The organism is Nocardia sp. NPDC127606 (genome assembly GCF_042671725.1).
In the GTDB taxonomy this organism is placed as follows: domain Bacteria; phylum Actinomycetota; class Actinomycetes; order Mycobacteriales; family Mycobacteriaceae; genus Nocardia.
Window position 1 is genome coordinate 68,432 of the sequence record NZ_JBHXWQ010000001.1, and the last position, 18,501, is coordinate 86,932.

General features: G+C 67.7%; 18 protein-coding genes. 10 read left to right on the forward strand and 8 right to left on the reverse strand.

Features of this window, described 5'->3' with window-relative positions:
• Positions 1 to 118: 118 nt before the first annotated feature.
• From ACFVJ5_RS00365 to ACFVJ5_RS00375, 3 genes are all read left to right on the forward strand, one after another.
• Positions 119 to 1,615, forward strand: a complete 1,497-nt coding sequence (locus ACFVJ5_RS00365; RefSeq protein ID WP_379217634.1) for a hypothetical protein — start codon at positions 119 to 121, stop codon at positions 1,613 to 1,615.
• A gap of 133 nt (positions 1,616 to 1,748) precedes the next feature.
• On the forward strand, positions 1,749 to 2,996 hold the full coding sequence (locus tag ACFVJ5_RS00370) for an AAA family ATPase (RefSeq protein WP_379217636.1): 1,248 nt from the start codon (positions 1,749 to 1,751) through the stop codon (positions 2,994 to 2,996).
• Positions 2,993 to 4,216, forward strand: a complete 1,224-nt coding sequence (locus ACFVJ5_RS00375) for a VWA-like domain-containing protein (protein ID WP_379217638.1) — start codon at positions 2,993 to 2,995, stop codon at positions 4,214 to 4,216. The genes ACFVJ5_RS00370 and ACFVJ5_RS00375 overlap by 4 nt, the downstream gene beginning before the upstream one ends.
• A gap of 13 nt (positions 4,217 to 4,229) precedes the next feature.
• On the opposite strand, the gene ACFVJ5_RS00380 is transcribed toward ACFVJ5_RS00375, so the two are convergent.
• Positions 4,230 to 4,664, reverse strand: coding sequence for a hypothetical protein (locus ACFVJ5_RS00380; RefSeq protein ID WP_379217640.1), 435 nt, complete (start codon positions 4,662 to 4,664; stop codon positions 4,230 to 4,232).
• Positions 4,665 to 4,819: 155 nt separating this feature from the next.
• Here ACFVJ5_RS00380 and ACFVJ5_RS00385 point away from each other — a divergent pair, with 155 nt between their 5' ends.
• The 3 genes from ACFVJ5_RS00385 to ACFVJ5_RS00395 are packed head-to-tail and all read left to right on the forward strand — an operon-like array spanning position 4,820 to position 8,476.
• The gene (locus ACFVJ5_RS00385; protein ID WP_379217641.1) at positions 4,820 to 5,752 is read left to right on the forward strand and encodes a PDR/VanB family oxidoreductase; all 933 of its coding nucleotides are present in this window, start codon (positions 4,820 to 4,822) and stop codon (positions 5,750 to 5,752) included.
• 13 nt (positions 5,753 to 5,765) lie between these two features.
• Positions 5,766 to 6,968 (forward strand): FAD-dependent oxidoreductase, encoded by a 1,203-nt coding sequence (locus ACFVJ5_RS00390; RefSeq protein WP_379217643.1) that lies wholly within the window; start codon positions 5,766 to 5,768, stop codon positions 6,966 to 6,968.
• A complete protein-coding gene (locus ACFVJ5_RS00395; protein ID WP_379217644.1) occupies positions 6,965 to 8,476 on the forward strand; it encodes a class I adenylate-forming enzyme family protein in 1,512 nt (503 codons plus the stop codon). Before ACFVJ5_RS00390 ends, ACFVJ5_RS00395 begins: the two co-directional genes overlap by 4 nt.
• Here ACFVJ5_RS00395 and ACFVJ5_RS00400 read toward each other — a convergent pair.
• From ACFVJ5_RS00400 to ACFVJ5_RS00430, 7 genes are read right to left on the reverse strand one after another with little or no spacing between them, the layout of a single operon-like run.
• Positions 8,454 to 9,164 (reverse strand): 5'/3'-nucleotidase SurE, encoded by a 711-nt coding sequence (locus ACFVJ5_RS00400; protein WP_379217646.1) that lies wholly within the window; start codon positions 9,162 to 9,164, stop codon positions 8,454 to 8,456. The genes ACFVJ5_RS00395 and ACFVJ5_RS00400 overlap by 23 nt on opposite strands.
• The gene (locus tag ACFVJ5_RS00405) at positions 9,145 to 10,320 is read right to left on the reverse strand and encodes an ABC transporter ATP-binding protein (protein WP_379217647.1); all 1,176 of its coding nucleotides are present in this window, start codon (positions 10,318 to 10,320) and stop codon (positions 9,145 to 9,147) included. Before ACFVJ5_RS00405 ends, ACFVJ5_RS00400 begins: the two co-directional genes overlap by 20 nt.
• A 5-nt stretch (positions 10,321 to 10,325) precedes the next feature.
• Entirely contained in the window at positions 10,326 to 11,141 is an 816-nt protein-coding gene (locus ACFVJ5_RS00410) for a carbohydrate ABC transporter permease (protein WP_378658373.1), read from the reverse strand.
• Positions 11,128 to 12,054, reverse strand: a complete 927-nt coding sequence (locus ACFVJ5_RS00415) for a carbohydrate ABC transporter permease (RefSeq protein ID WP_379217650.1) — start codon at positions 12,052 to 12,054, stop codon at positions 11,128 to 11,130. The genes ACFVJ5_RS00410 and ACFVJ5_RS00415 overlap by 14 nt, the downstream gene beginning before the upstream one ends.
• Positions 12,051 to 13,037 (reverse strand): sugar phosphate isomerase/epimerase family protein, encoded by a 987-nt coding sequence (locus ACFVJ5_RS00420; protein ID WP_379217652.1) that lies wholly within the window; start codon positions 13,035 to 13,037, stop codon positions 12,051 to 12,053. The genes ACFVJ5_RS00415 and ACFVJ5_RS00420 overlap by 4 nt, the downstream gene beginning before the upstream one ends.
• Before the next feature lie 47 nt (positions 13,038 to 13,084).
• Complete coding sequence (locus ACFVJ5_RS00425; protein WP_379217653.1) at positions 13,085 to 14,377, reverse strand: extracellular solute-binding protein; 1,293 nt, start codon at positions 14,375 to 14,377, stop codon at positions 13,085 to 13,087.
• Positions 14,378 to 14,414: 37 nt separating this feature from the next.
• Entirely contained in the window at positions 14,415 to 15,638 is a 1,224-nt protein-coding gene (locus ACFVJ5_RS00430) for a cytochrome P450 (RefSeq protein ID WP_379217655.1), read from the reverse strand.
• On the opposite strand from ACFVJ5_RS00430, the gene ACFVJ5_RS00435 reads away from it, so the two are divergent.
• The 4 genes from ACFVJ5_RS00435 to ACFVJ5_RS00450 all read left to right on the forward strand — a co-directional run bounded on the left by ACFVJ5_RS00435 (position 15,628) and on the right by ACFVJ5_RS00450 (position 18,426).
• On the forward strand, positions 15,628 to 15,915 hold the full coding sequence (locus tag ACFVJ5_RS00435) for a hypothetical protein (RefSeq protein ID WP_379217657.1): 288 nt from the start codon (positions 15,628 to 15,630) through the stop codon (positions 15,913 to 15,915). The two genes, ACFVJ5_RS00430 and ACFVJ5_RS00435, sit on opposite strands and share 11 nt — an antisense overlap.
• Positions 15,916 to 16,009: 94 nt before the next feature.
• The gene (locus tag ACFVJ5_RS00440; protein ID WP_378626831.1) at positions 16,010 to 16,948 is read left to right on the forward strand and encodes a LysR family transcriptional regulator; all 939 of its coding nucleotides are present in this window, start codon (positions 16,010 to 16,012) and stop codon (positions 16,946 to 16,948) included.
• A 69-nt stretch (positions 16,949 to 17,017) separates the two neighbouring features.
• Positions 17,018 to 17,539 (forward strand): DUF4442 domain-containing protein, encoded by a 522-nt coding sequence (locus ACFVJ5_RS00445; protein ID WP_378626832.1) that lies wholly within the window; start codon positions 17,018 to 17,020, stop codon positions 17,537 to 17,539.
• Positions 17,539 to 18,426 carry an alpha/beta fold hydrolase gene (locus tag ACFVJ5_RS00450; protein ID WP_379217659.1) on the forward strand — a complete coding sequence of 296 codons (888 nt, stop codon included), beginning with the start codon at positions 17,539 to 17,541 and terminating at the stop codon, positions 18,424 to 18,426. The genes ACFVJ5_RS00445 and ACFVJ5_RS00450 overlap by 1 nt, the downstream gene beginning before the upstream one ends.
• Positions 18,427 to 18,501 lie beyond the last annotated feature (75 nt).

Sequence of the window (18,501 nt, forward strand, 5' to 3'; positions counted from 1 at the left end):
GCCTCGTCGACTCGGTGGCAGCGCATGCGACGCGACCACCACCGCTTGTCGGGTCGCGCGTTGTTGTGCATACTGGCGACATGACATCGAGTCGAAAGGGCGTTCTGCGCCCGGGCCGTTGAGCCCCACGCCGGTCATCGAACCGGCTTCTCTCCCGCGTGAACGCGGGGAATTCACCGAAAATCCGCAGTCTTCCCGTACGTCCTATGACGATGCGCGCCGCGACCTCTGGCTGCGTGTGCGCGAACTCGCTGTGCCGTCCGCCATGATCGAGGCCGCCACCGCACGACGGCTCGTCGGCGACTGGGCAGGGGCCTGCGCTGCTGCGCATGTCGATCTCGATGTGGATCTGCGGGCGTTGGCGCGGACCCACGGGCGAGGACTCGCCGCTCGGGTACGGGCCGACCTGCGGTATCTGGCACCGGACCTGTTGCGCTGGCATCTTCCCAGAATCGCGCCGGACGGTCTGTTGCGACCCGGGTTGACGATGGTGCTGGCTCGCTACGAATCCGGGAGCGTCACCGGTCTCGACAGCGCGGCCGGTGACGTAACGCAGTGTGACGGTGCGGATTCTGTGTATCTGGTGGTCCGTACGCCACCGGCCTGGGCGGCCGCCGGGCAGCGGATCAGCCTCGCGCTGTGGGACATGGCGAGCCCCGCGACCAGCGCGCGCATGCACCCACACCCCCGACCCAACAGTCGCTACCGGCTCGACCTGCACCGTCATCTGTGGGATTCGCGCAGGGTGGGAGAGTTGCGAACCCGTTCCGGGTCAGGGCAATTCGCCGACCGGCGACTGGCGGCAGGCGACGACGCCAGGGATTTTGTATCCGCAACGGTGCCGCCGGGTTGCGCCGTGGACCGGTGGGCGGACGAAGCGGGGATTCTGCTGCGGGCCGAGGGGCGCCGGTCCGGGTTGGTGCTGGTGCGGTGTGGTGCGCGAAAGCGGCTCGTGTTGGACGTGCGCGCGGATGACCCACTCGCCGTGCGGATTTCGAGGCAACACCCGCGCGGCGGAATCTCCGCCCTTCCGGTCCTGCCCGACGCGGCGACCTGGGTGCTTCCCGATCTGGAATTGCTGCGCGCGGGCGAGATCGCCGCCGATCGACTGCATCCGCTGGTCGCCTCAGTGCTCGGTTGCGACGGCGCGCCGACCGAGACGTCCGAGATCAGCGCCGCGGGTCATCGGATCGTGGAGTGCCGGGGCGAACGCCACCGGATCGGGTTGGTGAACGGGGTGCTCGCCGCCCTGGATCACGACCCCGCCGAAATCCGGCGCGAGGAACTCCTGGCAGCCCTGACCGGAACCCCGATGCCCTGCCTACAGGTCATCGACCGGTCGCTGCGCCAACCGGATTGGCTCGTCAGCGTCTGCGACCGCCTGGACCACGGTGATATCGACGGCGCCCTCACCATCGTCGAAGGCAAACTCGGCGCCGACGCGGTGCTGCGCGACGGACCACTTCGCGACGCACTCGAAGCTGCTGTACGGCAACGGATCACCTATGGCCTGTTCCGGGCCGGTCTACCCGCACCCGGTCGCGGCCACATCCCGCCCGACCGGTACGACCGCAAGGGTCGTCGCGCACGTCCGAGACACCTGACCTTGCACTGAGTTGCCGTCCGGGCCCTCAGGGCGCGTCTTGTCGCGCTGCTGACCTTCGCGCTGTCTCGACCGACCCTGCGGTCGAGCTCGCTCCACCTGCTCTCATCTATCGAATTCTTCTGAACCCAAAGGTGATTCACACATGTCTGTTCATACCCTCTGCCCGTCGCTCCCGATTCGCGCCACCGACTCCCAGCTCGACGTCGCGGGCGAACTCCTCGCCCTGCTGGGTGCGGTGAAGACGGAACCGCGCACCAACACGCAACTGGAAGCTCTCACCTTGGCGGTGGCCGCCGACCTGCCGGTGCTGCTGTGGGGTGAGCCGGGCATCGGCAAGACCGCGGCCCTGACCCAGCTCGCGCAGTCCCTGGACTTGCCGTTGACCACGGTGATCGCGAGTGTGCACGAGCCGTCGGACTTCTCGGGCCTGCCGATCATCGGCGACGACCCCGCGACCCAGGGTGTGCCGATGGCGCCGCCGGACTGGGCGGTTCGACTCGTGCGGGCCGGGCGCGGCCTGCTGTTCCTCGACGAACTGTCCACCGCGCCACCCGCCGTGCAGGCCGCGCTGTTGCGTGTCGTTCTCGAAAGGCGGGTCGGTGCACTGGAACTGCCGCCGGGTGTGCGCATCGTCGCGGCCGCCAACCCGCGCTCGTCGGCCGCCGACGGCTGGGAGCTGAGCCCGCCGCTGGCGAACCGTTTCGTGCACCTGCAGTGGACCCACGAGCACGATGTCGTCGTCCGCGGCCTCGGCGGAACATGGCCGCGCGCGACTCTGCCTCGACTCACGCCCGAAAGCCTGCCGGAGGCAGTCGCCTTCGCGCGTCGCGCGGTGTGCACCTTGCTCGCGGCGCGGCCCAAGCTCGTGCATCAGATGCCCACTACCGAAACCCGGCGGGGTGGTGCCTGGGCGTCACCGCGGAGTTGGGAGATGACCGTGCGGCTGATCGCCTTCGCCACCGCGGCCGACGCGAGTCGTGATGTGCTGTCGCAGTTGATCCGCGGCACCGTCGGTGACGGCCCCGGTTTCGAACTGCTGACCAGCATAGATCGGATGGATCTGCCCGATCCGGAAGCACTGCTGGCCGATCCTGTCGGCGCCGAACTGCCGAACAGGGGCGACCTGCGCCAGGCCGTTCTCGACGGTGTGGTGGCCGCGGTGCGCAAACGACCGGAGCGGGCTCGGTGGGACGCGGCTTGGTCGCTGCTGGTGAAAGCCGTGGAAACCGGAGCACCCGACCTGGTGGTTGTTCCCGCGACAACTCTGGCCACGCTGCGCCGCGACAACTGGGAGGTGCCCGCGGCGATCGAACAACTCGCCGGGGTGGTATCGGTGTCGCAGAGTGCCGATCGCGCCGCGGCCCGCGTTGCCGTCAAGGCGGGCCGATGACAGCGGATACCACCGGACTGGATCTCGGCAAGCTGTATGCCGCACGGCTGCACGCTGTTTCGGCCCGTCCCTATCTGGCGACCGCGCTGTACGCGCTGCACATCGTCGAGTCGGCAAGGGTGCCGACGATGGGCGTGGACAAACACTGGCGGTGCTACGTCTCGCCGCGGTTCGTCGACTGCACACCGGTGGAAGACCTGGCTTCGATCCTGGTGCACGAGGTTTCGCACCTGCTGCGAGACCATCACGCGCGCAGCGACCGCTACGCGCACGCCCACGACCTGACCGGTCCGGGGGAGCGGCTGCGGATGAACATCGCCGCGGACGCCGAGATCAACGATGACGCGTTCGGTGACGGGCTGGTCTGGCCCGAGGGCGCCGTGCTGCCCAGCACATTGGGGCTGGACCCAGGGCAACTCATGGAGGACTACCTGGGCCAGTTCCGCCTCGGGCGTCTGACCGAAGACATGGCGTGGCTCGACTGCGGCAGCGGCGCGGACGGATCGGACCGCGAATGGGAGCTGGGACCCGACGGCGCGGACGGTCTCAGCGAACAGCAGCGCGACGGCGTCCGATTCCTCGTGGCACAGGGCATCGTCGGGCGTCCAGGAGACGCGCCCCAGGGTTGGCGACGCTGGGCGAAGGAAGCATTGCATCCTTCCCAGCCGTGGCGTGACCTGCTCGGCGCGGCACTGCGCGCGGCCGCCTCGGCCCCCGGCGTCGGCGAGGACTATACCTACCGGCGCCCCGCCCGCCGGTCCGCCGCACTCCCCGGCATCGTGTTGCCCAGCCTGCGTCGCACCCCACCCAAGGTCAGCGTGGTCATCGACACCTCGGGTTCGGTCAGCGACGACGAACTGGGCAGCGCCCTGCTCGAAGTCGCCGCCATCATCCGCGCCGTCGGCGGCCGCCGCGACCTGGTCACCGTGTTCTCCTGCGACGCGGCGGCCAGAATCGCCCACCCCCTGTGCCAGGCCGAGGGCATGACGCTGATCGGCGGTGGCGGCACCGACCTGCGCACCGGTTTCACCCAAGCCCTGCGCACCCGCCCGGACGTACTCGTCGCCCTGACCGACGGCCAAACCCCCTGGCCCGCCCACCAACCGGCCTGCCGAACCATCGTCGGCCTCTTCCGCCGAGAACGCGCATGGCGCCACGACGACCCGGACTACGTCCCGGACAGCCCACCCGCATGGGCACGGGTGGTCGACATCGGCTGACGGGGCCATCCACCTACTGGGCGCGCCGCGCCCGTACCAGCGGCGACACGAACATGAACGAGCCGGACAGGAAGAGTCCGGCCAGTGGGATCAGCGGGAGGTAGGAGATCCATACGATCGGCTCCGGTTGTGCCAGCGCGATCACAGTGGCGACAACGGCGACGACGAATACCACCGCGGACCAGCGATGCACCTGACGGAGGCGACCAGCACGGTCGCCGAACGCCGACAGCGGGTGCGGGCCGCGCAAGAGCCGTACGAACATCGACGCACCGGACAGGAACAGCCCGGCGAGCGGAATGAGCGGCAGGTAGACCACCCATTCTGGCCCGCTGAGCGACAACCCGATCACCGTGATGAGCACAGCCGCGAGGAAGGCGACGGCGAGCACGCGATGAGTTCGCCGAACCCAGGTGATGTTCATCGAAAAACCCTTTCGTCGATCCATGAAAACAATGCTGACACGGCGCCGACCTGGAAACTTCTCGATTCCTGATCGTTTCTCCCGCTGACCACCGATAGTCGATCGACCCCATTTCAATCCGGCAATTCGTTGAAAGTATCAATCCCCGCGGGCCGCCGAACCCCTGCGAGACTCGTCGTGTGATCAGCGCGATTGTGCGAATTCGGTCCATTACCTACGAATCAGAGGGCGTGCTGTCCTTTGTGCTCACCGACCCCGGCGGCGCGCCACTGCCGCCGTGGGCACCGGGTGCGCACGTGGATGTCGTCCTGCCCGACGGCGTCGTTCGCCAGTACTCGCTGTGTGGCGATCCCGCGAATCGGGACAGTTATCGCATCGCGGTGCTGCTCGAGGAGCAGGGGCGCGGCGGGTCGGCGTGGATGCACGAGAACGTGCGGCCGGGCACGCTGTTGGAGATCCGGGAGCCACGCAACAATTTCCCGCTCACGCAGGCGGCGAGCTACCTCCTGATCGCCGGCGGTATCGGGATCACCCCGCTGTTGCCGATGATCCGCGAACTCGAACAGCACGGCGCCGACTGGCAATTGCACTACGGCGGCCGCACCGGCTCGCGAATGGCGTTCGCCGACGAGCTGTCCGCCTACGGTGCGCGGGTTCGTCGCTACGCGCAGGACGAAGTCGGGCTGATGCCACTGGCCGAGATTCTCGAGCCGGTGACCTCGGGCACGCTCGTGTACTGCTGTGGTCCCGAGCCGCTGCTGGCCGCGGTCGAGCAGCACTGTGTCGCGGATGCCTTGCGGGTCGAGCGTTTTCATCCCAAGGAGATCGCGGCCACCGGACCCGACCGGCCGACCACCGTCGTGCTCAACCGTTCCGGCCGGACCATCGAAGTACCGGCCGGGTCGTCGATCCTGGACGCACTCGAACGGGCCGGCTCCGACGTGCTGTGGTCGTGCCGCGAAGGAACGTGCGCGACCTGCGAGACCACCGTGCTCGAAGGCGAAGTCGAGCACCGTGATTCGGTGCTCACCCCGGCTGAACAAGAGTCGGGCAAAACCATGATGATCTGCGTTTCCCGAGCGCGCACGGACCGTCTCGTGCTCGATGCCTGAAAGGTCGAAGACTGTGCACGATGTCATTGTTGTCGGCGCGCGCTGCGCCGGCGCCACGGTCGCGATGCTGCTCGCGCGGCGTGGCTACCGGGTGCTCTGCGTCGACCAGGCGCTGTTTCCCAAGGATGCCGTGTCGACCCACATGCTGCGGCAGAGTGGCCTGGCGCGACTGCGGGATTGGGGCCTGCTCGATCGGCTGAAAGCCACCGGCTGCACGCCCATCCATTCGATCACCATGTCCTATGCCGACGCCCACTTCTCCGGCTTCTCCGACCCGATCGACGGAATCGCCGAGACCTACGCGCCGCGGCGCATCGTGCTCGACAAATTGTTGCAGGACGCCGCCCGCGAGGCCGGGGTCGATCTGCGCGAAGGCGTCACCGTGACAGATCTGGTGCGCGACGGTGAGTTCGTCACCGGCATCGTCGGCCGCGACCGCGACGGCGAACCGGTCACCGAACACGCCCGCCTCGTCATCGGCGCCGACGGGTACGCGTCCACCGTCGCCCAGCTCACGGGGGCACAGAAATACGACGTGATCCCGGGGGAGACCTTCACCGCCTACTCGTACTGGTCCGGCCTGAATATGCAGAGCCAGTTGCGGATCGGCGACAAGCAGGCGGTCGGCGGCTGGCCGACCCACGACGGCAAGACACTGATCTGGTGTGTGCAGTACGTCGACCGGTTCGCGCCGTTCCGCACCGATGTCGAGGCCAACTTCTCGTTGGCGTTCAAGGAAACCGCGCCCGACCTCGCCGAACTGCTCGACACCGGCGAACGCGACGAACGGTTCTACATCGCCCGCTACCCGGAGAACTTCTACCGCGAATCGCACGGCCCCGGGTGGGCGCTGGTCGGCGACGCCGGCTATCACAAGGACCCCTTCACCGGCCTCGGGATCAGTGACGCGTTCACCTACGCCGACCTGCTCGCGGAGCGGGCGCACGAGGGGCTCTCGGGGGCGCGGCCACTCGACGAAGCGCTCGCCGACTATCAGGCGCAGCGGGACCGGTCGAGCAAGCCGATGTACCGGTTCACCTGTGAGTCCTCGCGACTGGTGTTGCCGGACAAGCACGTCGAGGTGATGCGCGCGTTGCCGAGCAGCGCCGAGCACACGCAGCAGTGGTTCCGGATGATGGCGGGCGGGCTCAGCGGCCGGGAGTTCTTCGCCGAGGACAACCTCGCCGCGCTGCTGAACCCGCAGGGTGCGCGATGACCGTGCAGCCGTTCGACACCGCCGGGATCTTTCGCGACGAGCGCGGTGTCGCGCACTACGCCGATCTGCCCGATTCCCTGGTGGACATGCTGCGCCACACCGTGAAGACGTGGCCCGAGCAGGAAGCCGTCGTCGAGGTCGGTGGCGAGCGACTCTCTTACCGGCAACTGTGGGACCGTGCCGCTGCGGTGTCGGGTGGCCTGCGGGACAGGGGAATTCAGCCGGGTGACCGTGTCGCCATCCTGTTGAACGCCGGAACCGAGTGGGTAGTCGGCTTTCTCGGAATCGTGCTGGCGGGCGCGGTGGCCGTGCCGGTCAACACCCGGTTCGCGGACCCCGAAATCGACTATGTCCTGACCGATTCCGACGCCGCGTACAGCCTGCGGCCGAACGAGTCACTGCCCCAGGGTGATCCCTACGTCTACGAGGGTGCGGGTCCCACGGATCTGGCCGCGATCTTCTACACCAGCGGGACGACCGGACGACCCAAGGGGGCGATGACCACACATCGCAACCTGCTGTCCACCGTGGAGAACGTGCGCCGGCTCGCCCACATCGCCGCCGACGAAGGCCCGACGCTGCGCAACCTGGTCTCGGTGCCGCTGTTCCACGTCACCGCCTGCAACAGTCAGCTGATTCCCCAGCTGGCCATCGGCGGCAGCACGATCATCCTGCCGCAGTTCAAGATTCAGGATTTCCTGCGGGCGATCGTCGACGAGCGGATCACCTCGCTCACCAATACTCCCGCCATCTACTACCTCGCGTTCCGGCAACCCGACTTCGCCGACTTCGATCTGAGCGCGGTGAACCGGGTCGCCTACGGTGGCGCGCCGGTCGCGCCCGCGCTGGTCGCCGAGATCGCCCGGCACTTCCCGAACGCGCGGCTGGCCAACGGGTTCGGGCTCACCGAGACCTCGTCCATCTCGACCTACCTACCGCACGAATGGGCCGTCGAACACGCGGAATCGGTGGGGTTCGCCGCGCCGATCATCGACCTGGCCATCGAAGCGCCCGATCCCGTCAGCGGCGTCGGCGAACTACTCGTCCGCGGCGCCACTGTCGTCGCCGGATACTGGAACAACCCCGCCGCCACCGCCGCGACCTTCGTCGACGGCTGGCTGCGCACCGGCGACCTCGCCCGCATCGACGAGCGGGGACTGGTGTCGATCGCCGATCGGGCCAAGGACATGATCAACCGCGGTGGCGAGAACGTGTACTGCGTCGAGGTGGAGAACGCTCTCGCCGGCGCCCCGGGAATCGGCGAATCCGCGGTGGTCGGGGTGCCCGACGACATGATGGGCGAGAAGGTCGGTGCCGTGGTGGTACCGGTCGCGGGGGTCGAGTTCGACGAAGCCGCCGTGCTCGACTACCTGCGCGAGCGACTCGCCGATTTCAAAGTGCCCCAGTACTTCTCGGTGCGCACGGCGCCGTTGCCGCGCAACCCCGGCGGGAAGGTCGTCAAGACCGCGTTGCGGTCCGAACCGTTCAAGCCCGCCGGACGAGGGTGATGCTGGTCCGGCGCTGCTCGGCGAAGGCGTGGATGTCGTCGTCGGGCGCCAGATCCTCGGCACGGTAACCGATCGTGCTGAGGATGGCGCCCTGGGCGATGTCGAAGACGTCGGTGTAATACAGCGCGCGGCTGACCCTGGTGTAGGCCGGATCGGCGCCCCGGTCGGTGCCGGACAGGTTGACGTTCGCGGTGAACCACCCGGCCCGCGCTGCCAGCAGCGTGGTGAGTACCCCGGCGGTCGCGTCGGGGACCCAGCTCCAGTCCCAATCGTGCGGCGCGTTCCACGGTCCACCGAACTCGCGCGAGAGCGCGATGCCGGGCACACCGCGCGCTCCCGCCTCCTGGACGGCACCGTAGGTGCCGCTGACATTGAGTGTGGCGCCGATGTTCTCGCCCGCGTTCACACCGCTCAGGCACAGATCCACCGGCGCGATGACCCCGGAGGTCAGCGCGAACACCACGCAGGCCGCCGGTGTCGATCCCACGTGAATCGTGGGAATTCCGGCGGTCGGGGCGGCCCGCTCCCACTCCACCGCGACGCCACTGCGCCGGGACTGGCCCGCGCCCGACATCGGCCCGCTCGGTGCTACCACCGTCGCGTCGATGCCGAGCGCCCGCACGGCGTGCGCCAAGGCCAGCAGGCCCGGCGCGCGGTATCCGTCATCGTTAGTGATCAGCAGGTGCATCGAAAGCCGTTACTCGGGAGCCGGTTTCGAGGTCGAACAGGTGCAGCCGGTCCGCCGGGACGAAGACCTGGATCCGCGCGCCGATGGCCGGAGCCGGATCGTTGGCGGGCAGCGTCACCGCCCAGCGACCCGATTCGCCGGTGCACTGCGCGATCTTGGAGTCGCCGGTGAACTCGACCAGCTCTACCACACCGTGCACGAGCAAGCCGGGGCCGTCGTGGTCACGGAGCGTGCCGTCGCCGGGCCGCCAGCCCAGTTTCAGTTCGGCGGGGACACCGGGAACAGCCTGTGGGAGCAGCACTTCCAGTCCGCTCCCGGTCATCTCGTCTCCGGCCTCGTTCAGCGTCACCGTCGCCAGGTTCATCGGCGGGCTACCCAGGAACGTCGCGACGAACAGATCGACCGGTCGCCGGTACACCTGCGCCGGACTACCGACCTGCAACACCCGCGAATTGTTCATCACCACCAGGTGGGTGGCCATCGACAGTGCCTCGAGCTGGTCATGGGTGACGAGCACGACGGTATTGCCGAGCTCGCGATGCAGTCGCACCAGTTCGACCCGCGCCTGCTGACGCAACTGCGCGTCGAGCGCGGACAGCGGCTCGTCGAGCAGCAGCACCTTGGGCTGCCGAACGATCGCCCTGGCCAACCCGACCCGCTGACGCTGACCACCCGAGAGCTGAGCGGGCTTGCGGTGGCGCAGTTCGCTCAGCCCGAGGCTGTCGCACGCACCGGCCACCCGTCGTTCGATCTCGGTGCGGTCCAGCCCGGAACTGCGGTTGTGCTTGCCCTCGAGCCGCAGGCCGAAGGAGATATTGCGCTCGACGGTCATGTGCGGGTACAGCGCGAAGTCCTGGAACACCATCGAGACTCCGCGTCGTCCCGGCGCCACCTCGGTGACGTCGGCGCCGTCGATGAGCACTCGCCCCGCGGTGGGGGTGATCAGGCCGGACACCACGCCGAGCGCGGTCGATTTGCCGCAGCCGGACGGGCCGACCAGCACGGTCAGCGATTGTCCGGGCACGTGCAGAAGGTCGACGTCGAGAGCCGGGCGGTCCTCGCCGTATTGCTTGGTGATGCCGTCGAGCACCACGCCGGCCGAGAGATCGAGCTCGGTGGTCAGCACCGGGGGCTCGCTCACACTGAGACTGGTCATGTCGATTACCGAACCCCTGAATGAAGGAAGGCGTCCGCGATCCGTCGCGACGCCAGGACATAGATGATGACGACCGGCAGTGATGCCAGCATCGCCGCGGCGAGCATCGGGCCGTACTCCGCGCTCTCCGGACCGAGGAACAGGGCCAGACCCGGCTGGATGGTCGTGTCCTCCGGATCGGGCATCACCAGCAGCGGCCACAGGAATTCGTTCCACGTACTGATGAACAGCAGGATCGCCACCGCGCCCAAGGCCGGGCGCAGCACGCCGAGCACCACGTGGCGCAGGATCTCCCACGACGTGGCGCCTTCGAGCACCGCCGCACCGATCAGCGATTGCGGCACCGAACGAATGTGGTCGCGCAGCAACAGCACCGCGAGCGCGCTGACACCGAGCTGCGGGATGATCACCCCGATCGTGTGGCCCTGCCAGCCCAGCTTCGCGGTCATCAGGAACTGCGGGATGATCAGCGCCTGCGGCGGGATCAGCAGCGAAATACCCACGGCCGCAAGGACGAAGCCACGGCCGCGGGCCTTGTCGAAACGCACCAGCGCGTAGGCGGCGGGCAGTGCGACCAGCATCGTCGCGATGGTGACGCCGGCGGCCATGATGAACGTGTTGAGCAGCAGCCGCCCGATCGGGAACCGGCCTACCGCCATCTCGTAGTTCTCCAGGCTGGCCGGATACGGGAGCGGGTTCAGATCGAAGATCGTCGACACCGGTTTGAAGGAAGTGGTCAGCGCCAAGACGACCGGGAACAGCATCAGCACAATGGCTGTGATCAGAAGCAGGTGTCTGCCGATCGCGTCACCGCGTCGCACGGAATCTCCTCGAGAGCAGGGTGTGGACGGTCAGGAGCAGCCCGAACGCGAGCGCGATGACGATGGCCGCCGCCGATGCGGTGCCCGCGTCGAAAAAGGTGAAACCGTAGGTGTAGAGCCGGTAGTAGACGTTGTCGGTGGCATTGCTGGGTCCGCCACGGGTGAGCACACCGATATTGGTGAACAGCCACGGCCACACCACCACCATCGACAGCATCCCGAGCAGGATGATCGGGCGACGCAGCTGCGGCAGGATGATCGACCGGGTGATCTCACCTTCGGTGGCGTCGTCCAGGCGCGCGGCGTCGACGGTGCGACGGTCCAGATTCGCCAGCGCCGCTCCGAACAGCAAAGTGTTGAGTGCCACCACCTTCGGTGCCGTGACCACGACGATGGTCGGCAACGCGGTGGCCGGGTCACCGAGCCAGTTGACCGGCTCCACTCCGACGAATCCGAGCGTTTGATTCACGATGCCGTACAGCGGGTCCAGAATGAACTGCCACGACAGCGCATTGGCCACCGGCGCGAGCACCACCGGCAGGAACAACAGCATCCGGTAGAACTCGCTGGTCCGGCCGGGCCGTTTCCACAATGCGATGGCCAGCGCGCACGGGACGACCGTCGCGAACGGCAGCACGAACAGCGCGTACTTCAGCGTGTTCCAGGCCGCGTTGCCGAATTCCGGTTCGGTGATGAGGGTTTCGTAGTTCTTCAGACCGTTGAACTCGATGTCGGGGGACACCAGGTTCCAGTCCAGAAAGCTGAGCACCGCGGTGAACACGAGCGGACCGTAGACCCACACGGCGATCGAGAGCATGGTCGGCGAGAAGTACAGCCAGGCAAGCCCGGTCGCGGCGGGGCGCTCGACCACGCGTACCTTCGGCGTCACCTCGGGGGTCTTGGTGAGCGTCATGAACTGGCTCGCACATCGAGCATCCGCAGGGTGGTGTCCAGGGCCTCCGCGTAATGGCGGGCGTGGCGCATCTCGATGATGATCGCCGGATCACGGGGGAACGACGTCGCCAGGACCTCCGCCAGCGGGATCGTGCCCCAGCCGGGTGGCAGGTGCAGATCGCCCTCACCGAGGAGTTCGAGTTCGTACGGGCTGGCATCGGGCTGGCGGGCCATCCGGCCGAAATTGTCGTGCAGGTGAACGTGGCCGACAACCGGGGCCACTTCCCGTATCGCGGCCAGGTAGTCGTAGTTCAGGTAGCCGGCCGACAGGTACGCGTGGCCGACGTCGAGGCACATCGTCACCGCGGGGTGATCGATCTGCTGCACCTGCTCGGCGACCATATCCAGGCGCATCCCGTAGGAACGGCGGGTGAGTACCGCGGGACCCGGCGCCCGGTTCTCGACCGCGATCGTGACCCCACGCGCGCCGGATTCGTCGGCGAGCTCGCGCAGCATCGTGCGCTCGGTCGCCATGCCCGCGGTGAGGGCAGACCCGTCGCTGTAGAGGTTCGGCAGCACTCCGGCGTGGTAGACCAGCACCTCGGCGCCGATCGCGGCGGCCACCTCCAGATCCGCCAGTAGACCGATTTGCTGTGCGGAGGCGGTGCCGGTGTCGAGCAGATTGCCGGTTCGTCCGGACGAATGCCACGAACTGTGCAGGGTCAGCCGGAGTCGGCAATCGGCCAGCGCGTCGCGTAGCGCCGCCAGCCGGGAGCGCTGCACCTGTCCGCCGATCACCACCCCGAGGCCGCAGCCACCGAGTTCGGCATAGCCGAATCCGGCGGTCGCGGCCTCATCGAGGAATTCGCGCATCTCCTCGAAATCGGAGCGCAGGAGCTGCTTTCCCGACCACGGATTGACCGTCAGGCCGATCTTGTTCGGGATCGCGCCGCCATCGGTCGAACCGTTCGGCGGCGTGTGTGCGAATACCTGGTGTGACAACGGTGTCTCTCTTCGAGGGGGTGGTGGTCAGCGGATGGTGCGTGAACTCAGTTGAGTCCGCGGATCTTCGCGGCGGCGGCGCGCAGGGTCGCCGCCGGGTCGGCGCCGCGAAGGACGATCGGTTCGACGGCCTCGTCCTGGAGGATGACGACGCCCTGGTTGGACTGCTTGCCCGGGAAGGCGGTGTAGGGAGCCAGATCGGCCATCTGCTTGACAGCCGAGCCGAGTCGCGGGTCGGCCGAGGACTCCGCCGCGGTCCGCAGTGGCAGGTAGCCCATCTGCGAGGCGATGAGCTTGAAGCTCTCGTCGCTGGTCATGAACTGCACGAACTTCCACGCCGCCTTCGCCTTGGCCGCGTCCTTGGCCACGATCGTCAGGCCGGAGCCGGAGAAGGTGGGGCGGGCGGGCAGGTTGTCGAAGGCGGGCAGCGGTGCCACCTGCAGGGCGAACTTGCCCTTGGCCGCCGCGTCGAGGGTCAGCAGACCGCCGCCGGTGGTGACCAGCATGCCGAGCTTGCCCGAGTTGAAAGCGCTTTGCGCGGAGGCGAAGTCGACCGCGGGCTGCACACCGGACTTGGTCAGGTCCTGGATCGTCGACAGCGCGGTGATCACCGGGGCCGAGTCGACGGTGACTTCACCGCTGCTCGACACCAGCGCGCCACCGGCACTGTTGACCAGGGACTGGGTCAGGTAGTCGGACTTGCCCGGGTCGGCCGCCGAGACGTACACGCCCTGCGCCTCGGTCTTGTCCTTGATCGCCTGTGCGGCCTGCTTCAGCTGGGCCATCGTCTTGGGCGGCTGGGCGGGATCGAGCCCGGCGGCGGTGAACAGGTCGGCGTTGTAGAAGACCACCGGGGTGGCCATCATGAACGGCATCGCGACCGGCTTCTTGGCACCGGCGACCGGGGTCGCCTTCAGCACCGACGGGACGAAGCCCGCCATGTGCTTGTTCCACTCGTCGGTCCCGGCGACCTCTTCGAGCGAGCGCAGCGGCAAGGTCTGCGAGGCCTGCGAGACCTTGCTCCACCCGATCTGCGCGACGTCGGGCGGGTTGCCCGCGACCACTTCGCTCTGGAGTTTGGTGAGCGCGTCGGCCGTCGGGACCGACTGCGGCTTGACCGTGATCTTCGGATTGGCGGTCTGGAAGTCGTTGATCAACTTCTCGATGCCCTTGCCCAGCGGGTTGGCCTGTCCATAGGTGTAGGACAGGAAGGTGATGGTCACCGGGTCGTCGGCCGCGGCCGGGGCCGAGGTGTTCTGGCCGCAGGCTGCGAGCAGCGTGGTGACCGCGACGAGCACGATCCCCCATCCGGCCTTACGGCCGTGGTGGTGCGAGTTCATAACAGGCTTTCTGTGGAGGGGGTAGTCGAATCGGACGTCAACGGAGTCGGACTCCGCCATGCGTGACAGTCATGGCGTCGATGCCACGCAGGTTCACATTGGGCCGGTAGCGCAGCGATCCCGGGACCAGCACCGGGTCGATCACCCGACTGGCGAAGGCGGACAGCGCCGCGGCGCCCTCGGCCCGGCCCAGCGCGGCGGCGAGGCAGAAGTGCGCCCCGGCCGAGAAGGCGAGGTGGTCGGCCGCGCCGCGGGCCACATCGAAGCGGTCGGCGTCGGGGTAGTGCTCGGGATCGCGGTTGGCCGCGGCGAGCAGCACCAGCATCGCGGTGCCGGGGCTGATCGCGGTGCCGCTCACCTCCATGTCGCGGGTGGCGATGCGCATGACGAACTGGATCGGCGCGTCATAGCGCAGTACCTCGTCCGCGGCACTGATTCCCAGTTCTGGATCGGCGCCGAGGATCTCGCGCTGGTCCGGGTTCTGCAGCAGGGCGAGCACGCCGTTCGCGATCATGTTGGCGGTGGTCTCGTGGCCCGCGACCATCAGCAGCACGCAGGTGGCGAGCAGTTCGCCCTCGCTGAGCACCTCGCCTTCCTCTTCGACCTCGATCAGCCGCGAGAGCAGATCGTCGCCGAGGTTGCCGCGCCTGCGGATGATCAGGTTCTTCAGGTAGTTCATCAGCTCGTTGCGCGCGCCTTCGGCGTCATCGAGGTCGTCGTTGTGGACGACGAGGTTGAAGTCGAGGACGCGGCCGAGTCGGCGGGCGGCGGGTTCGAAATCGCCGAACTCCTCGACGGGGATGCCGAGCAGGGCGCACATGATCCGCACCGGCAGCGGCAGCGCGAATTCGGCGACCACGTCGAATTCGGACTTACTCGCGATCTGGGCGATGAGGTCGTCGACGATCGAGTGGATCTGCGGCTGTGAGGCCCGAATAACCCTGGGGGTGAAGGCCTTCGACACGAGCCGGCGAATACGGGTGTGCGCGGGCGGATCCAGGAACAGCAGGGACTCGGAGCGCTCTGGGTGATCCTTGCCGAGCCGGGACAGCTTGGGGTCATTGCGGACCGACGGGTCGCGCAGCACCTGCTGGGCATCGGCGTAGTTGGCGATGATGACGAGGTCGCCGCCTTTGGTGACCAACGGGGACTTCGTGCGAAGGGCACGGTGGACGGGATAAGGATCGGGTCGGGTATCGGGAGCGAACAGTTCGGCCAGTGTCGACTCGGCGTCGTTCTGGCTGGCAACCGTGGTCGTCATTTTCTGGGCTCCTTCGAAATCGGCGTCGAAATTACTTCGCCTGCACCGGATAAAAGTCTTCCACTCCTGTGTCGTGGGCGACAACGCGGAACGCATTATTGATCAATTGCGGTACGAAATGGATCACCCTGTCAAGACGGGGATCATCGGGTTTTTCCGAGTCAGCGATTCGAGTGCCGAATCGACCGTGTTCGCGGTGCTGCTCGCGGCGCCGGTTGCCGCGAGGCGGGGTGGACACGCCGTAGAGGCGGCAGGAATTCGGTCGCTGCTCATCTGAGCTTCACGGGCCCGTTCCCCGATGACGTGCGGTGCCGCTATACAAGGTGCATATCTCGGACGAGTCACGTACCTGATCACGCGAGGCGCGCACTATGGAGACACGGCATATCGAGGCATTTCTTGCCATCGCTGACGAACTGCACTTCGGAAGGGCGGCCGCCAGGCTCCACCTCACGCAACCGTCACTCAGCCAGCAACTCAAGCGCCTGGAACGCCATCTCGGCGTCGAACTGGTGTCGCGGACGTCGCGGGTGGTGCAGCTGACCCCCGCGGGCGAGGCGTTCCGCGCCGACGCGCGACGGATTCTCGGGGAGGTGCACTCGGCGACCAACACCGTCCGCGACATCGCGGCCGGGCGGATGGGCAAGATCAACATCGGGTTCAACGGCCGGGCCGGGCAGCTCATCATGCCCAGGTCACTGGCCCAATTACACGCGCATTATCCCAACATCACCACCAAACTCAGCTCGGGTCGTTCCGGGCCGCAGCTCACCGCTCTCACGCGCGGGGAGCTCGATGTCGGGCTGCTCTACGGCGGCGCGTCCAACGGCGGGTCGGTGCTGTCGCGGTGTCTGCTGCAGATGCGCATCGGTGCGCTGGTCGGGCAGGGGCACCGGTGGGCCGACCGGTCTTCGATCTCGATCCGCGAACTGGCCGAGACGCCGTGTGTGCTGTTCAACCGGGAGGTGAGCCCGGCGATGTACGACGCCATCATGACGGCGGGCGAGCGGGCGGGCGCGTTCCCGAAGGTCGCCGAGTACATGAACGACTCGGTGGCCACCGAGATCACCGTGGCCGCCCGCCGGTATGTGGGGTTCGCGTCGTTCATCAGCATGGACGAGCCGCGGCCGATGGGGTTGAAGGTGGTTCCCCTCGTCGATCCGGAACCGGTGGTGGAATTACAGGTGGCCTGGCGCGTCGACAGTCCCAACGAAGTGGTGCAGGTATTCCTGGACAGCCTCGATTCGACGAAGAACTTCCTGCAATCCACTATCCGCGGCAAAGTGTACGGAGAACCGTTGGCGAGTTGATTGCCATTCGGTCGATTGAGATCGGCAATGGAAATCCGAATCGGTGGGTGCGGATGGTGCAATTAATTCATGGCACCTGAACTGAAAACCTCAGCCACCCTCGGTTCGGTATTCGAGGCGATCGATCCGGATAACCCCGACTTCTTGCATCTGCAGCGAATTGTGAGCAAGTTGGTCCCCTTCGGCACCCACGCGGGGACCGAGATCACCGAAATCGGTCCGCACCGCGCGATCGTGGAAATTCCCGACGAGCCCTACGTCCTCAACCATCTGCGTACCGTGCACGCCGGTGCGCAATTCCTGGCCGCCGATATCGCCGGCGCGTGCGCGTTCGTGGGCGCGCTGGCGTCGCGGTTGTCGGCCATCGACACCCTGGTGCTGCGTGACGCGCGACTGTCGTTCCGCAAGCCCGCCCTCGGCCGGATCCGGGCGATCGGGGTCATCGACCCCAGCGACGTCGCGACGGTGCTGGCGGCCAAGGGTGGCCAGCGACTGGATGTGGACGCGCGGGCGCTGATGTACGACACCGCGGGTGTGCTGGTCGGCAAGGTCGCGCTCGACTACGTCTGCACGCTGGCCGCGGAGGCGTGATGAGCGAGCAACGCGCCCAGATCGTCGGGCTGGAAACGACCACCGTCGCCACCCCCGACGGCGCCACCCTGGCGGTACGCCTGCTGCCGCAGGCGGATCCGGCCGCACCGGTGGTGCTGATCCTGCCCGCCATGGCCATCAAGGCCAAGTACTACCTGCCGCTGGTCACGGCCTTGCACGCGGCCGGACTGACGGCCGCCGTTCTCGATCTGCGCGCGCAGGGCGACAGCTTGCCCGCACTGGGGGAAGGTCCCGGGTTCGGCTATCGCGAGCTGATCGAGGTGGACCTGCCCGCCGTGGCGGACGCGCTGCGCGAGCGGTTCCCGCAGGCGCCGCTGCACCTGTTCGGGCACAGCCTCGGCGGACAGCTCGCGTTGCTGTTCGCGGCGGCCGAACCGGATCGGGTCGCGAGCATCACGACGATCGGTACCGGTTCGGTGTACTGGTGGTCGTTCGAACTGCGCAGGCGCCTCGAGGTGCTGGCGCGCGGCCTGTCGGTCGGTGCGGTCACCCGGCTGCGCGGCCGGTGGACCGGCGGTGGCGGCATCGGGCCGATGACCGCGGGCGTGATGATCGACTGGGCCCGGCACCTGCGGACCGGCAACTACCGGCCCAGCGGCAGCGCCCGCGACTACGACCGGTTGCTGCGCGAATTCACGCTGCCGGTCCTGCTCGTCTCGCTCGACGGCGACCCGCTCGGCCCCGAGTCCACGGTGCGGTTCCTGAGCAAGCGGATGGGCGCTGCGCAGCAGCACCGCTGGCACATCGACCGGACCTCGGGCTTCACCCACATCGGCCATGCGTCGTGGGTGAAGGACAGCGAACTGGTCGCGCCCGCGGTCGCGGCGTGGGTTGTCGAAGGCCGACCGCCCGGTAGCGCCGGCTGACCGCTTCGCCTCAGGATGGCCGACCACTCCGGGCGAGAACGTGCGTCGTTCGCGGCGCCGACCGTTCGTGGGACC